Origin of the sequence: Streptomyces sp. NPDC005576, from assembly GCF_042871745.1 — a bacterium.
In the GTDB taxonomy this organism is placed as follows: domain Bacteria; phylum Actinomycetota; class Actinomycetes; order Streptomycetales; family Streptomycetaceae; genus Streptomyces.
On the sequence record NZ_JBIAJC010000014.1, the window covers coordinates 1 to 17,134 of the forward strand.

Consider the following 17,134-nt stretch of genomic DNA (forward strand, 5'->3'; position numbering starts at 1 on the left):
CCCGGACAACCCGAGCAACCGCTCCACCAACGCACCCGACCCCCGCGGCTCCACCGCCACCGGCACCACCACACCCGCGGTGGAAACCACCGACGCCGCCCCGGCCCGGCTGGTCTTCCCCCCCGGCACGCCACGCACGGCACCGGAATCGGTCTTCCTGCGCCTTCCGGAGCCCGGGTTCTCGGCCCGACGGGTCTCGATCCGTGTGACGCGTTCCTGGGAGGCGGTCAGCGCGGCAGTGTCCTCGGCTGCTTCCAGCGGGAGCGGGCCGGAGACGTAGGCGCTGCCGTTGCCGTCCCACCGGTAATCGTTGCCCTGACGGGACGTACTCAGCCCGTAGGCCAGCAGATCCACCCGGCCGTCCGCACCGAGAACGTACGCGAACGACACTCCACCGCTGCCACTGTCCAGGTGCGCGTGGAGCGCCTGGTTGACCCGCACAGCAGACTCCCGCGGACGGCTCGCCCCCTGCGCCAGTGCCGTCAGCGTCCGGTGCTGCGCGGCCGAGAACGACCCCTCACCCAGACGGTTGCCGTACTCCACCCGGCCGCTGTACTGCCAGGTGCCGGGAAGGTGAGGACGGAAGACGGACAGCCGCTCCTCACGCTCCTCCCGCTCGGCCGCCACCCTCGCGCGGTGCGCCGACTCCGCCGCACGCCAGGCCGGCTCCACCGCACCCCGCACCCACCCGCGCGACTCCCCGTGCAACGACACGTCCAACGCGCCCAGCTGATCCGCGTACGCCGCGAAGTCCCGCTCCAGATCCCAGCTCGCCCCACCCCGGCCCAGGAACGTACCAAACCGGAACTCCTCCATCCGCCCCGGCGCCGACCGCCACTCCTCCGCCAAATCCGGGAAGGCCGCCACCAGCGCCGCCAACTCCGGAGACGCCACCACCCGGGGCAGCAGATCCGCCTCGTCGAGCAGGTTCACGATCTCGCCGTCCCGGGTGAGCGCCGCCAGCACCTCCCGGTGGTCGCGCTCCAACGGCCGGAGGGTGGGTACGCGGCGGACCATCGACTGCGGCTCCGGCTCCGAGGTCCGGGAAGCACCGGCAGCGGCAACCCGCGTCCGCGAGCCGGTTCCCGCGACGGGCCGCTCCGCACGGCGCGTACCCGCCGGGGCGCGCCCGGCCGGCCCGGTCACCCGCGACGCCGCACGCATCCGGTCCAACTCGGCCGTCAACAGCTCGGGCTGGTCCAGCAGTGCCCGGAAGCCGCCGTCACGGGAGAGGACCCGCACGTTCTCGGCGAACCCGGCGTCCTCCACCGCCCGGTCCGCCAGCTCCGGCGAGCCCAGCACCAGCCCGGCCAGCCGCGGCTGACCGTCCAGCACCGCCGTCAACGCGTCGTCCGACAGCACCGCGAGCAACTGCGCACCGGACACGGCGACCGAGTCCGGCCCCGACGCCAGCACCTCGATCAGCGCCGGACGCCTCCGCAGATGCCGCAGCACCCGGGCGGACTGCGACAACGCCTCCACCAGTGCGGGCGACACCGTGAGCGCCCGCCACAGCGCGGTGTTCCGGACGATGTCGTCGACCAGCGTACGACGGGCCCGCAGCACCGCGAGCAGACCCGGACGGGCCCGCAGCCGCCCGGCAAGGGCGGCGTCGTCCTGCATCGCCTGGACCAGGCCCGGCAGGCCGCCCAGGACCGGTATCAGACCAGGCGTCCGCACGAGGTCCTGCGCCAGCTCGTGCTGCTGCCCCAGCAGCGCCCGCACGTCCTCGCGTCCGAGCAGATCCGAGAGCTGTCCCGACCCGGCCATCGCTCCGACCAGGGCCGGTGTCCGCATCGCCACCGCCAGCAGGCCGGCGTTGGTGACCAGCACTGCGGCCTGTTCCTCCGACGCCCGCAGAGCGTCCAGCAGGGTCCGGTTCTCCAGCAGTTCGATCACCGTGCGGGGGTTCACCGGCCCGCGGGGGCTCTCCGCCAGTGCACGGGAGAGTGCGGGCGTGGCGGCCAGCGTGTCCAGCAGCTCGGGACGTTCGACCAGGGCCCGCAGCACGGCGGGGTGGGAGACCACGGCCCGCGCGGTGGACTCGGCCGCGTCCCACGCCTGCCCCTCGACCAGGAGACCCTTCTCACCGACGTAGAACAGGTCGAACAGCTTCTCCATCAGCGCGGGGCTGTCGCTGAGCGACGTCACCACGTCCGGGTCGTCCACCACGGCGGCGCCGACGGCCTCGCTGGCCTCGATGACTTTGCGGCCCAGAGGATCGGCGAGGGCGCCCGGGAAGATGAGTTCGTAGGACCGGATGTATTCGCGGTTCGTCGCCAGGACGTCGGCGAGGTCGTCGTACGCCGGGCTGGACAGGGCGTTCGTCAGGTACCGGTCGTTGGAGAAGCGGAGGTACAGCGTGCCGTTCTCCCGCAGGGCGGCGGTCAGGGCGGGTCGGCCGTGGATCGCCTGCAGGGAGCCCCAGGTGGGGTCGGCCAGCCGGTCGATCAGGGCGGGCCGCTTCAGCAGCGTGGAGGGCAGCTCGCTGTTCTCCATCATCTCCAGGATGATGCCGAACTCGCGGCGGACGGCGCCTCGCAGCTGCGGAAGCTCGTTCAGCGCACGCACCGACTGCCGTGCGGCCTCACGGTAGCGGTCACGGTTCTCGGGCGGTATGCGGTCCAGGAAGTCCGGGATCGCGTCCGGTGAGTCGAGGACCAGCCGGGCGAGGTGGGCCGGTCCGGCCGCCACGGGAATCCCGTTCCTTGTGATGCTGATCTCACCGGCGGCCCGTACCGCCTTGGCGAACTCCTTCGCCGACGATCGGCTGAGTGCCAGGTACTCGCGCAGCCGGTCGGCGTCCTTCAGGTCCGCGAGGAACGCGTCCCGCGCGAGCGCGTCCGTCAGCAGGTCGGGGCTGGACGCCAGCGCCTTGACCAGGGCCAGGCCGTCCTGGCTCTCCAGTGCGGTGAGCACGTCCGGGTCGGCGAAGAGCCTCGCCCAGTGCGGGGAGGGAGTCACCTTGTTCTCGTAGGCGGCCAGCGCCCGCAGCAGGTGGGGACGCCCGGCCACGTCGTCGATGAGCTCCGGCTTCTCCAGCAGGCTCCCGGAGGCGTTCTCGCTCGCCAGGGCGAGCTGCAGCAGTGCGGACTCGTTCGCCAGCAGGGCGGAGAGAGCCGTGGCGGGCGGCCTGAGCAGCCGGATGAAGAAGGAGTTCCTTTCGAAGAGCGACAGCAGACGCCCTTCCGTGCGCAGGGCCTCCGGCAGCCCTTGCACGTCTTCGAGTTCGTCGATGAAAGAGAGCAGCAGGACGAGCTGCTCCCGGAAGCCGGCGTCAGCGTAGGCCGCTTCCCGCGTCCGGGGGTTCCGGGCCAGCGCCTCGGCGAAGATCCGCCGCTTGTCGTCCGCGCTCGCCGCGGCGGTGCCGATCTGCGAGAACCACTCGGTGACGGACGCGTGCGAGTTTGGGGTGCGCAGCAGGGTACGCAGGAGGTTCTCGGTCAGCAGCAGCGACCCCGGGACGAGTTGGGCGCGCAGTTCCGCGTTCTCGGGTGCCAGGAGCCTGCGGTACTCGTGGGGTGCGCGCAGCAGGTCCGGGTGGTCCAGCAGGACCGCCACGAGGTCGGCGTCGAACAGCGCCCGGCTGAGTTCGCTCTCCCCCGTGACCGCCGCGCGCACCTTCGGATCGGCGAGCAACCGCTGCACCGGCCGTGCACCGGGCCCCGGGTTCTGCCGCTCGGGCACCTGCGCCACCGCGCTCCGCAGCAGCTCCGCCAACCTGTCCTCGTCGCCCGACTCGGCATCGAAACGCCGTGGTTGGTAGGACAACACCTCCGCCAGACCCGGATTGGCGTAAGCCACCCGCAGCAACTGCGGCGACCCCGCCAGCCGACGCGCCAGGGCAGGGCTCTCCACCAGCACGTCCGACAACTCCGGATCACTGTCCAGCACCCCCAGCACCCGGGGATCCAGTTGCGCCGCGGCCAGCAGCTCCGGAACCCGGAAAACGGTCACCACCTGCTGGGGGTGCTGGTACAACGCCCGGACCAGGTCGGCACTGCCCAGCAGGTCCAGGTAGCGCCTCGCGTTCGGAACGGCGTCCGGGTTCCTGCGCATGGCCAGGGTGAGGTTGGGGTTCTCCATCAGTACCTTGACCGCTGCCATGGGAGCACCGGACGTCCGCAGCGCCTCGGCCAGCTGCGGCACTTCGGTGACGGTGGCGGTCAGCTGCCAGACGCTTCCGACGCCCCGTATCAGGGGGAGCTTGCCGCCGAGAGCGCTGATCATGGTGATCCGCTTGACGGCTCGCCGGCGCAGGTTGCTGTCGGATTCCAGTGCCGCCGCGACGTCCCGGTGCCGCATGAGGTGCGTCGCGTGCTCGTGCAGCGGCTCGTCGGTGTCGGTGGACGCCAGTTCCTGCGTCAGGTTCGGGTAGGCACGCAGGAACTGCGCGAATCCGGCCTGGGTGAGGACGGCCGGTCTCAGACGGGGGGACTCGCTCACCAGCGTCAGCAGGTCCGGCTGCTCGGACAGGTACACCAGCGCGTCGGGCCGGACCGACTCGCGCAAAGTCTCGTCGACACCGATGAAGAGTCGTGCCATCTCGGCGGTGGGCTCGAACGGGCGTGTGGCCCGGACCTGCCGCACCGTCTCGGTCAGCATGGAGGCCACTTGTCCGACGGAATGGGCTTCGATACCCGCGTTCCGCGCGTACAGCCCCGAAGCGACCAACTCGGCCGCCTCGGCGTCCACCGCGGCACGGGCGAGCCGACGGGCCTCCGCGGCGCCCAGCGAGACGGCGGTCGCGGTCGCCTGCGCCCGGGGACGGGCGCCACCGGGGAGTGCGGCGCCGTCGCCCGTGGCGCGTCCGGCCTCCAGCAGCAGGTCTCTCGTCCGTCGTGGGTCGGCGTGCAGGGCGGAGGCGATTCTCACCTGTGCCTCGTACTGGGCTGCCCGGATGCGTCGGCTCTCCGGGTCCTGACCGATGGTCACCGCCCGGCCACTGACGAACGGCCGCAGCAGGCCGCTCGCCTCACCGACCAGCGCGTCCCAGCCAGAGGGAAGACCGCGCTTCAGCGCCGCGAGCATCCGCGCGGCCTCCGGGGTGAGGCCGTCCGCGTCGAGGTCCGCGTCGGCCGTCTCCACCCCGGTACGGAACGCGGTCTCCAGCCACCGGACCAGTTCGTCCGCCTGCTGCACCGGTCCGGTACCGGCCTGAGGCGCCGGTGCGCTCTGCCGGCCTGTGTCCCCGGCCGAGCCGGCCGCCTTTCCCTTCCCCTTCGCCTTCTTCGCGCGCTTGCTCTTGACGGCCGGGCTCTCCGTCGTGCCGCTCGCCATCCACTGGACCAGCTGCTGGGAGGCGAGCAGCTGCGGGGCGTCCTCGGCCGCCTCCAGACGCAGCGGTCCGGAGACGTAGGTGCTGCCGTGGCCGTCCCACCGGTAGTCGTTGCCCTGCCGGGACGTACTCAGCCCGTAGACCAGCGTGCCCACCCGGCCGTCCGCACCGAGCACGTACGCGAACGACACTCCACCGCTGCCACTGTCCAGGTGCGCGTGGAGCGCCTGGTTGACCCGCACAGCGGACTCCCGCGGACGGCTCGCCCCCTGCGCCAGTGCCGTCAGCGTCCGGCGCTGCACGGCGGTGAACGACCCCTCCCCCAGGCGGTTGCCGTACTGGACGTGCCCGCTGTACTCCCATGTCTCCGGCAGATGCGCCTGGAACCGTCCCAGCCGCTCCTCACGCTCCTGCTGCTCGGCCGCCACCGTCGCGCGGTGCGCCGACTCCGCCGCACGCCAGGCAGGCTCCACCGCACCCCGCACCCACCCGCGCGACTCCCCGTGCAACGACACGTCCAACGCGCCCAGCTGATCCGCGTACGCCGCGAAGTCCCGCTCCAAGTCCCAGCTCGCCCCACCCCGGCCCAGGAACGTACCAAACCGGAACTCCTCCATCCGCCCCGGCGCCGACTGCCACTCCTCCGCCAGGTCCGGGAAGGCCGCCACCAGCGCCGCCAACTCCGGAGACGCCACCACACGACCCAGCAGACCGGTCTTCTCCAGCAGACCCAGGACTTCCTCGTCCCGGCTCAGCGCCACCAGCACCTCCCGGTGGTCGCGCTCCAACGGCCTGAGCGCAGCGGGCACCGTGCCGCTCCGCTCGGGGCGGACGGTCGTCGCGGTCCCCTGCCCGCAGGGGACGGCCGACGTACCGGACCGCTCGGCGCGGGCACCCGGTCCGGATGCCTGCCGCCCGGCCTGCCCGGTCGGCTTGGACGCCGTCTGCGGCCGGTCCAGCTCGGCCAGGAGCACGCCCGGCGCCCGCAGCAGCCTCTCGAACCTGCCCGGGTCGCGGGCCAGACCCCGCACCCGGTCGGCGAACGCGGTCTCCCGCACGGCCCGGTCCGCCAGCTCCGGCGACCGGAGTACCAGCGCCGCGAGTCCCGGCTGACTGTCCAGTACCGCCGTCAGCTCGTCGTCCGACAGCACCGCCCGCAACTGAGCACCTGAGAGGGCGACCTGGTCCGTACCCGACGCCAGCACCCCGACCAGCGCCGGACGACTGCGCAGATGCCGCAGCACCCGCGCCGACTGCGACACCACCTCCACCAGGGCGGGCGACTGCGTCAGCGCGCGCCACAGCGCGGAGTCCTGGGCCAGATCGGCGACCAGCGTGCGGCGCGCCCGCAGCACCTCCAGCAGGCCCGGGGCCCGCCGCAGCAGCCCGGCGACGGCGGGACGGTTCCCCAGGGCCTCCACGAGGCCCGGCAGACCGCTGAGGGCCTGGGCCAGCCCGGGACTCCGCAAAAGATCGTCGACGATCTCGGGCTGCTTCCACAGCAGCGTCCGCGCGCTCTGGTCGCGCCCCAGCAGACCGGCCAGGGGCTCCGCATGCGCCATGGCGCTGACCAGCCGCGGCGCCTGGTCGGCCACGAGCAGCAGACCGGGGGCCCGCAGCACCGTCGCCGCCTGCTCCGGGTACTGGTGGAAGCGTGCGAGGAGCCGCTGATTGTCCAGCAGTGCGCCCGCTGCCGCCGGAGTCTTCAGTACCCGGGAGTTCTCCGTCAGGACGCGGGTGGACTCGGGCCAGTCGACCAGTCCGTCCAACCGCTCCGGGTCCTCCACGACCGCCCGCAGCAGGGTCGGGCTGGACACGACCAGCCGTGCCACCGCCTCCGCCGTCTCCCACGGCGGACCGGTGACGACCCCGTCGTGGTCGTCGACGAACAGGGCCGACAGCTTCTGGACCAGTCCGGGGCTCTGGGCGAGTCCGGCGGCCACGTCCTTGCCGTCCGCCACAGCGGCGGAGACGGCCTCGCTGGCCATGACCAAGAAGACGCCCGCGCCGCCCAGCGCCCCCGGCAGGGGACGGCCGAGTTCGTGGACACGGATGAACTCCCTGTTCCGTCCGAGTGCTTCGGCGAAGGAGTCGCTGGTGGGGCTCGCCAGGGTGTGGACGAAGAAGGTTTCGCTGATGAACCGGAGGTAGAGCCTGCCGTTCTCCCGCAGCCCGCGGGTGAACTCGGGGCGGTCGTGCACCGCCTTGAGTGCGCCGGTGGTGTGATCGGCCAGGTAGCGGATGAGCTCGGGCCGCTTCAGCAGCGTCGGCGTCAGCTCGGGGTTCGACAGCATCGCCAGGATGACACCGAACTCGCGGTCGATGGCCTCCCTCAGCTCCGGGCGCTCTCTGAGCGCCCCGAGGGCGCCCATGGCGGCACCGCGGTGAGCGGCGAGACCACCGCGGGCGACCGCTTCGTCGATCCGCGCTGCGGCTTCGCCTTCCGGCAGGGCGGTGACCGCCAGGGCGAGGCCGGCCAGCCCGGCCGGAACCGGGATGCCGCTCCTGGTGATGCTGGGCTCCTCGCTCCGCACCGCCTCGGCCAGCACTCCGGGGGTCCTGCTGAGTGCCGCGTACCGCTCGGTCCCACCCGGCCGCTTCAGCTCCTCGACGAACGCCTCCCGGCCCAGCGCGTCCGTCAGCAGGTCGGGATCGGCCGCGAGCGCACCGACCAGGGTCAGCCCGGCATCGCTGTCCAGGACCTCCAGTAGCGCCGGGTCCTCGAACAGCTTCGTCCAGTGCGGCGACAGGGTCACGTCGTTCGGGTGGGCGGCCAGGGCACGCAGCAGTCCCGGACGCTCCATCACGCCGGCGAGCTGTTCGGGGAACTGGCGCAGCGCACCCGTCACGTGGCGGGCGGCCAGAACCAGCTCCAGCAGCGCCGACTCGTTCGCCAGCAGAGCGGGCAGCGCAGCCGGGTTCTGGTCGAGGAACTGCAGGACGAACGGGTCCCGGCTGAACAACGCCGAGAGGCGCCCCTCGACGCGCAGGGCCTCGCCGAAGCCGGTGATCCCGTCGATCCGGTCGAGCAGGGTCTGGAAGGCGACCAGGAACTCGCGGAAGCCGGAGTCGGCGTGCACCAGGGGCCGCATCCCGGGACGGTCGGCCAGTGCCCTGCCGTACTGGTTCCGAGGGTCGGCGGGGCTCACGGCAGCGGTGGGACTACGGAACGCCTCGGCGATCGACTGGGGAAGCGCGGGGGCCCGCAGCACGGACCGCAGGACGCCTTCCTCCAGCAGGGGGGAGCCCGGCGTGAGCCGGGCTCGCAGCTCGGCGTTCGAGGGTGCCAGCAGCCTGCGGTACTCGTGGGGCGCCCGCAGCAGATTCGGGTGTGCCAGCAGGACCTCCACGAGGGCGGGGGCCTTCATCAACTCCGTGGTGAGCTCGTTGTGCCCCTGGAGCGCCGCCTGCACCACCGGATCGGCGAGCAGCCGCTGCACGGGCCGCGCCTGCGGTCCGGGCTCGCGGCGTGCGGGTTGCCGCCGCGGAGCCGCGGAGCGCAGCAGTTCCCGGAGTTCGGCGTCGGGGAGGGCGGCGTCGAACCGGCGGGGGTCGTACGACAGTGCCTCGGCGAGGTCGCTGTTGCCGAAGGCCACCCGCAGCAACTCCGGCACCCCGGCGAGTCGGGTCGCCAGTTCCGGAGTCTCCGTCAGTACGTCCGACAGGTCCGGGTCGCTGTCCAGCACCGCCAGCAGACCGGGGTCCTCCTGGGTGGCCGCGAGCAGGCCCGGCACCCGGAAGACGGTGGAGAGCTGCTGGGGGTAGCGGTTCATCGCCCGCATCAGTCCGGCGTCTGCCAGCATCCCGCGGAGCCGGTCGACGTCCACGCTCGCGCCGGGGTGGAGCCGGGTCGCACGGATCGCCAGCAGGAGGTTGATGTGGCTGTTCAGCGTCCTGATGACCTTCAGGGGGGCGTCGGCCGTCCGCACCACCTCGGTCAGCTGTGGCAGCTCCGTCAGGGCACGCTCCAGCCATGGGCTGTCCACGGTCGCGCGCAGGAGCGTGAGGTCTCCGCCGAGGACGTCGACCAGACGGAGGCTTCCGACGATCTGCCGCCGCAGTACCGCGTCGTTCTCCAGCGCGGCGGCGGTCTCCGGATACTTCACCAGGGCGGCTGCGTCGTCGGCGAGCCGGGCGTTGTTCTGGACGGACACCAGTTCCCTGGTGAGGTTCGGGTGTGCACCCAGCAGTCGCGCCAGCCCGGGCCGGGTGACCATTCCCACCCTCACCCGCGGGTTACCGCCGACCGCGGCCACCAGGTCGGGCTGCTCGTACAGGTACGGCAGCACGTCCGGCTGGACGTTCCCGCGCCGGTCCTGGGGGATGGCGGCGTACATCCTGACCAGTGCGGCGGACGGCTCGAACGAGCTCGGGACCCGGGTACGCGACACCAGCTCCATGAACCAGGTGGCCAGGTCGTTGGCCGCCATGTTCTCGGCCGTGGCGTTGCGGACGAACTGGCCCGCCGCAGCCGCGGCGGACATGTCGGCCACCACCGCGGTGCGGGCGAGTTCGAGGGCCTGGGCGCGGCCGAACCGCCGGGCGCTCGGCCCGCTCTGCGGCGGGGCGCCGCCGGGAGGCAGCACCATGTCCACGTCGCGGCCGGCTGCCGCCTCGATCAGCAGCCGTGTCGTCCGGTCCGGTGCCTCGTGGAGGGCCGAAGCGATCCGTATCAGCGCCTCACGCCGCACGCTTCCGGCCTGCTGGCTCCGCTCCCCGTCCGTCATGGTCCGGCGGCCGAGGAAGGGCCGCAGCAGTCCGCTCGCCCTCTGGATGAGCCCGCCCCATCCGACGACGAGCTCTTTCTGCAGCACCCGGAGCATCCGGACGGCGTCGGTGCTCGGCCCGGTCTCCGCGGCGTCGGCCTGGGGCGGGAGGAGAGGCCGGCCGTCCTGCCGCCGCCCGTTGCCGAAGTGCACCCTCAGCCACCCCACCAACTCCTCCGGCGCCTGCACCGGGCGCTCGGGGTCGGCCGCCCGACCCTCGTCGGTGGCGGTGGCGGTGGCGGTGTCGGGGTCTGTGGCGGTGTATGTGTCGGTGGCGGTGGCGACCGAGGGGGCCGTCGGGAGTACGGGCGCATCGGCCGGCCCGGCGGGAGTGGCGGCCAGCGCCGTGGGGCCCGGGGCGGGCGGTTTCCCCGCCTCCCAGGCGGCGACCGGCTCGGCGTGGGTTCTGCCGTACCGCGCACCGGACTGCCACCAGTCGTCCACGGCCTCGACGACCCCGGCGGCGTCGACCGGCGTCAGGATCTGCGGCTCTCCGCGTCGGCGCATGAAGTCGACGAAACGGCCGTCGAGGAGGTCGACTCCGGACACGTCGTAGGCGGCCGCGACGGCGAACAGCCAAGCGGGCTCCCTCTCATCGGCCGACCGGCGGCCGAAAACGTCCTTCAGCTTCGCCAGCAGTTCGGCGGAGTGTTCGCTCCACCTGTTGCGCCCGCTGCCATCCGGAACGACGAGCATGTTAGGGAAGAGCTTCATCAGGTCCTGCGGGTCCACCCCGACCTCGGCGGCCCCACGGAGGAGGTTCTGGGCGTCGGGCAGGCCGGCCTCACGGGCCAGCGCCGGGATGTCGGTCGGAATGCGGCCGATCACACCGGCGAGAGTCAGCACCGGCCGGGTGTCCGTCATGCCCAGGGTCGTGGTCAGCTCCTCCACCGTCTCGGGCCGGAACCAGCTGTACTGCCCGAGGTGTGTGACCACGTTCACGGGCACACGCCATCGCCTGGCCCAGGCGAGGGCCTCCTGCTCCGTGAGCCGGACGGGCTCGGCGTAGGCGGGCGGCGCCACCGCGACCGGTGCCGATTCGGCGGCCTCGGCCACCGGCCCGGCTCCGTCGGACCCGGTCGGCAGCTCCGCGGTCTCGAGCGGCAGCTGTACGGTCTCGCCGGTGGAGGGTTGCGCGCCCTCGGCAGGGAGCCCGGACCCTGCCGAGCCAGGTCCGGCTACGTCGGAGTAGGCCGGCGGCCTGCGGTAGGCGGGCGGCAGGACCACCATTCCCACCTGCGCCGAGTCGGGCTGGGCGCGGCCGGGGCCGACGGTGTCGCGGTTCTCGCGGAGGGAGGGGAGGATGCCGCTGGTGAAGACCGTCCAGGGAATGTCGTGGTGGGCCGCAACCCTCAGCAGCCAGGCGTGCCCGCCGGGCTGCTGACCTGCCTCGGGGTACCCGTCCGTCAGCGCCTGGGCGATCTGCGCCGCCAAGGTGTCCGCCCGGTCCTCCGGCGTACGGCCGAGCGCTGCCAGCCGGTCGGGGAACAGCTTGGCCAGGTCACGGGGGTCGGCACCGAGCAGATGGGCCACCCGGTAGAGGTCCTTGGCATGGGCCGTCCCCGACTGCCGCGCGAGACGCGGGATGTCCATCGGGACGCGGCCGATGGCGTCGGCCAGCCGGAGGAGTCGGCGGCCGTCGCGCACGCCCAGCAGGCCGCGCAGTCGCGCCGCCGGGCCGGGAGCGAACCAGGGCTGTCTGACCATGTGGCGTACCCACACCTCGGGGGAGCCGAGCAGCGCGGCCCAGCCGTCGAGCTCCACGGCCGTGTACGGGCGCCCCGGCCCCAGTCGCCGGGGGGCATTCCGCACCAGCTCGCCGACGATCTCGGAGTCGTACGGTGTCGTACCGGGTACGGCGATCTCACGGTGCTCGTGCAGATGCGCCAGGACGCCGTGGTGAGCGAAGTCGGCCCACGACACACCGTGGTGCGTGGCGACCTTCAGCAGCCAGGCCGTCGCCTGCGTGTTCTTGCCGGTGTCGGGGTACGTGGCCCGCAGCAGACCGCGGATCTCCGTCGCGAGTCGCGCCGGGGTCTCGGTCGGCCCGCTCTCCGACGGACGGCCGAGCCCGCGGAGGCGGTCGCCGAGCAGCGCCACCAGGTCGCGCGGGTCGGCCCGCAGGTCACGGGCGACCTGGTAGAGGTCCTTGGGACGCGGGATCTCCAGCTGCCGCGCCAGGTCCTCGATGTCCGTGGGGACCCGGTGGGTCGCCTTGACCAGCTCCAGCAACCGGTCGCCGCTGGAGACGCCCAGTGAGCGTCGCAGTCCGAGCGCCTCCCCGGGCCGGAACCACCAGTACCCGGCGGCCTCGGCGAGCTTGTGCTTGGAGGTGCCGATCCGAGGCGCCAGTTCGGCGAGCTGACGGGGCGTGTGTCCGAGGGACTCGGCGGACACCGGGGGGAGTTCCCAGCGGGCGCGTTCCAGCAGATCCGCCACCGGCCGCGAGTCGTACGGCACCGAGGCCGGCCCGACCTCCCGCCGGTGGTCGTGCAGGTACCCGAGGACTCCGCCGGCGGTGAAGGCGCGCCAGGGGATGTCGTGATGGGCCGCCACGCGCAGCAGCCAGGAGTGCTCGCGCGGGTGCGTGGCCCCGGGGTATGTCTTCAGCAGGTCGTTGCGGACCGAGGCGACCAAGAGGCCGGCGTCCTCGGCCATGCCGCGGCCGAGCTCCCGCAGCCGGTCGCCGAACAGGTTCGTCAGATGGCGGGGATCGATCCGCAGATCCAGGGCGATCCGGTGGAAGTCCGCGGGGGCGCGCATGCCCGACTGGGCCGCCAGGGCAGGCATGTCCACCGGGACGCGCCCGATCTCCTCGGACAGGTCCAACAGCCGGGCGCGGTCCTCTGTGGACAGGGCGAGTGTGTTCGCGAGCCCGTCCAGCTCGCTCGGCTGGAACCAGGGATGCCGCAGCGCGAGGTGGACCCGCCGCTCCGGGACGCCCCAGCTCCGGGCCCAGCCACTGATCCGGTCCTCCGTGACGTCCGGGCGCAGCTCCGGGAGGCCGGTTGCGACGGCCCCCTCCTCGTCGTCGCGGGCGGGTACGACGGTCTCCGGGCCGGGCCCGTCGGACGGCGGGGAAATGACCGCGACCCGGACCGGGGAGAAGCCCTTCTCCCCGTTCGCGCCGCCGTCCTCGCCCGTGAACAGCAGCCCCTGCCCGTCGAGGCCCAGGGTCAGTTTGGGGGCCCCGGAGAACTCCGCCAGGTACTCCAGGAACTCCGGCGGGACCGGGACCAGCCGGCCGTCCGAACCGTCCATCACCATGGCGCTCTCCAGGTGCAGGAGATCGCTTCCGTAGGCCACCCAGCCGTTCGGGGCCAGTCGGGTGCCGTCGGGCGTCGCCTCGATCAGACCGCCCGGCACCTCGACCCGGTAGGGGCGACCGCCGGGGCCCGCTGAAGCGACCTCACGCCACTCGGGCGCGGTGGTGCCGGCGGCCTCCGTCGTCTCGACGGTCTCCGAGGTCCCCGGCGTCTCGACGGTCTCCGAGGGCTCCGCCGTGGGTACGGGCTCCGGGGCCGACGCCGGCGCGGGCGTCGGCGTGGACGCAGGCATGGGCTCCGACTCGGCTTCTTCCCCTGGCGCAGGGTCGGCGGCGGAGGAGGCCGTCTCCGTGGCGGGAGCGGTGGTGGTCACAGGGGTGGTGGGGGCGGTGGTGGCCCCGGGGGCGGAGGAGACCGGGGAGGTCTCAGGGGTGGCGGAGGACGTGGTGGCCATCGACTCGCTCGCGGCTTCACCGGACCCGGTCGGCAGCGCGGACGCGTCCGGCTGCTCGCCGGTCGCCGCGTCCCTCTGCGCCCTCTCCAGCACGGTCTGCAACTCGGCGTCGGCGCGTTCGTGACGCCGCTGGACCTCGTAGAAAGCCGCCGTGGCTTCCTCGTGCTGCTCACGGCTGGTGCGCGACTCCGCCGCCCCCGTGCCGGGTGCGTAGTCGCTCCAGCGGGCGTACTCGGTCACGGCCTGCGCGAGATCGGACTCGGTCTCCCTGAACCGCTCGAGTGCTGCCTCCAGCTCCTCCCTGGTCCGGTCCCGCTTCTTGCCCTTGCCGGAAGCCTCCCGACGCAGGATCTCGGACGCCGCCGCGACCTGTACGTCGGCGGAGTCCCGCATCCAGTCTTCGTCGAGCGTCGCGCCACCCGGCAGTCCGAGACGGCCCCCGGGGACCGCGATCCGCGCGGCGATGCGGAAGGCGAGATCACTCATGTTGCGGGCGAGCGCCCGGTCGTCGGCCGACAGGGAGGTGTACAGCTCACGCACTTCCTCGACGTCGACGGTCCGGTCGATGCCGAGGTCGCGCAGGGTGCTGTCGGTCTCCGCCTTGAGGTCGTTCCAGAACGTCGGCGTCTGCTCGGCGGCCGGGCTCAGGAAGCTGACGGCTCCGGGCATGCCGGGTTCGCCGGCCGCGGTCGTCGCGGAGGTCTCGGTGGCGATGCTCCCGGTGTCCCACAGGTCGTCACTCACGTGGCTGGAGACGGAGGACGCGTCGTCGTCGAAGCCGGTCCCGCCGCTCTCCGAAGCGGCCGTACCGTCCGTGGCCGACTCCGCACCCTCCTGCCAGGACGTACCCGACTCGGTGGCCGGGCCCACGGCGTCGGTGGGCACGGGCCGCGCCGGCTGCCGGACGTTCGCCTCGGCCGCCGGGGTTCCGGTCCCGGCCACCTGAGGCGCTGCCTGAGGGTCGCGCAGGGCGCCGACCAGGGCGCGACGCTGGTCGTCCCCCCACGCGCCCGGTGCCTGGGCGGAGCCGCCTCCGACCAGACCCTGGGTCCAGGCGGCCTGGGCGCGCCCGTCCAGGGCGTCCCAGAGGGGACGCCCCTCGGTCGCCGGCCGGTTCAGCTCGGCGGTCAACGCGTCCGCCAGCCGCTCCCCCGCCTGGACCGACACCCGTGTCTGCACGGGAGCCGACGCGGCTCCCCCGGCCGTGACGTGACCGCCCCCACCCGTGCCGACGAGCGCGCCGAGCAGACCGTCGCCGGCCACGGCCACCTGTCCGGGCTGCACCCCCAGGACAGCCAGCACCGGAGCGAGCGGCGTACCGCTCTCCGGGACGGCGCCTCCCGGGGCTGCCCCTCCCGGGACGGCTTCGGTCGCGTCGGCCTCCACGGCGGACGTCTGCGAGGAATCGGGAACGGCGGGACCGCCGCCGGTCTCCGCCCGCTCCGAGCCCAGCACCTGCCGGACCCAGTCCGCCGTACGCGCCGCGGCCGGGGTCGCGGTGGACGACGCGGGCCCTGCCACGGCAGCGGCGGGTACATCCGCTCCTGACGGCACTGGGGACCCCTTGATCTGCGGCGCCGCTTCTGTCCCGTCCTCGACGACGGCCTGCTCGGCAGCGCTCTCCGGCTGCGGATCCCCGGACTCCCGCACCCGGCCGTCGCCCGCACCACCACCGGACGTCGCGGCGGCCCCCGGCCCCGCGCCGGTGACCGGCGACGCCGCTCCCTCGGTCGTCGGCCGGGCCACAGTGCTCGGCTGGTCCCCTGCCTCCGGCCGGCCCACCGTCCCGGGCTGATCCACGGCCGACGGATTCGCGGTCCGCGGCTCGTTCGCACTCTCCGTCCGGTCCGCCGTCTCCGGCTGGTCCACCGTCTGCGTCCGGTCCGATGCCGACCTGGCTCCGCCGGTGTTTCCCACCCCGGAGGCCCCCGTACCGGTATACGGAGCAGGGTCGGTCGCCGTCGTGTTACGGCCGTCACCTGTTCCGGGAACAGCCGTCGGCGTTCCTGTCGCGGACGCGACGGGCCAGGAGCCGACACCCTCGGCCTCCGACACCGTCGAGAACGCGGAACCCGGACCTCCCAACAACCCGCCGGCCACCCCGGTGCTGCTGCCGCTCCCGCTGCCCTGTGTCGTGCCGCTGGTGCCGCTCGTGTCGGCAGCCGTTGACAGCGAGTTGACGGGGGCGGGTGAGCCACCGGGCGAGGAAGTGAGTGCCTGTGCGCCCCGCCATTTCTGATACGCGCCCGCCGCGATCGCCACCCCGCCGAAGAGCACCTGCTCCGACATCGAGCTCAGACCGGCACCCAGCGCCGTCCCCACACTGAAGCTGAACCCCCGGCCCATCAGCACACCGGCGGCCGACTCCGCAAACGACTCCGCCAGACCCTCCGACGTGGCGTCGTTGAAGAAGTCGTAGGTATGACGCGCGGCACGCCCCGACCCCGACGGCCCACCCGCGGCCGACAACCCACCCGACGTCCCCGGCGTACCCGTCGCCCCCGGCGTACCCACCCCGCCCGGCCCGCTGGTCGTGGTGGTCCCACCGGTTGGGGCGTGGTAGCCCGGCAACCCGGACCGATCCTTGTCCAGTCCCTTGATCGCCCCCGTCGACGAACCTCCCGCACCGCCCGGCAGGAACTGCTTGCCCCGGTCCAGCACACTGTGGATCGGCTTGAAAAAGCCCCCCATCAGACCGCCCACCAGCGCCGACTCGCCGATCTTCTTCCAGTCGACGCTTCCCGGACGCAATCCCGCCGGCGCGAACTTCATCATCGCCAACCGCACCGCCAGCGACTGGAACGCCTCATCCACACCCTCGTGGAACGCCGCCATCAACAACGACAACGCCCGGCCCCGATGCAACAACTCCAACAACCGCGCCAGCATCCGCAACCGCGCCTGCGCCATCAACGCAGCCTTCGCCGCCGTCGCGGTCCCCGGGAAAAAGAACTCCAACGCGGCCAGCACAGCCAGCTCGATCAACAACCGAACCAGCTCAGCGATCAACTCCCACTTCGTCTCCAGAATGTCCGAAGCGGTCTTCTGCACACCCCCCGACACCTGCCGCAACTGACCACTGAAATCCACCAGGTACCGCTGCGCACCACCACCCGTCCCCGTGAACACCGACATCGACCGGACGAACTGGTCCCGCACCTGCTCCGGAAAATTCGGGGCCGTCCGCTTCACCGACTGATCGATGAACGCCACCAACTCATCGACACCCTCAGCAACCTGCACCAACGCCCGCGACGCAGCCAACGCGTGAAGCTCCCGACCGGTGGGGAACCGCTCACCGGTCAGGAGAAACATCAGGTCGGAAACCGCCTTGCTGACGTGGAGACCCCCACCCTCACCACCCCCGCCC

General features: G+C 72.9%; 1 protein-coding gene. It reads right to left on the reverse strand.

Going from position 1 to position 17,134, the window contains the following annotated elements; genetic code table 11:
- The coding region (locus tag ACFYPN_RS24405; protein WP_389300991.1) for a hypothetical protein at positions 1 to 16,977 on the reverse strand (16,977 nt) is incomplete at its 3' end.
- Positions 16,978 to 17,134: the final 157 nt, after the last annotated feature.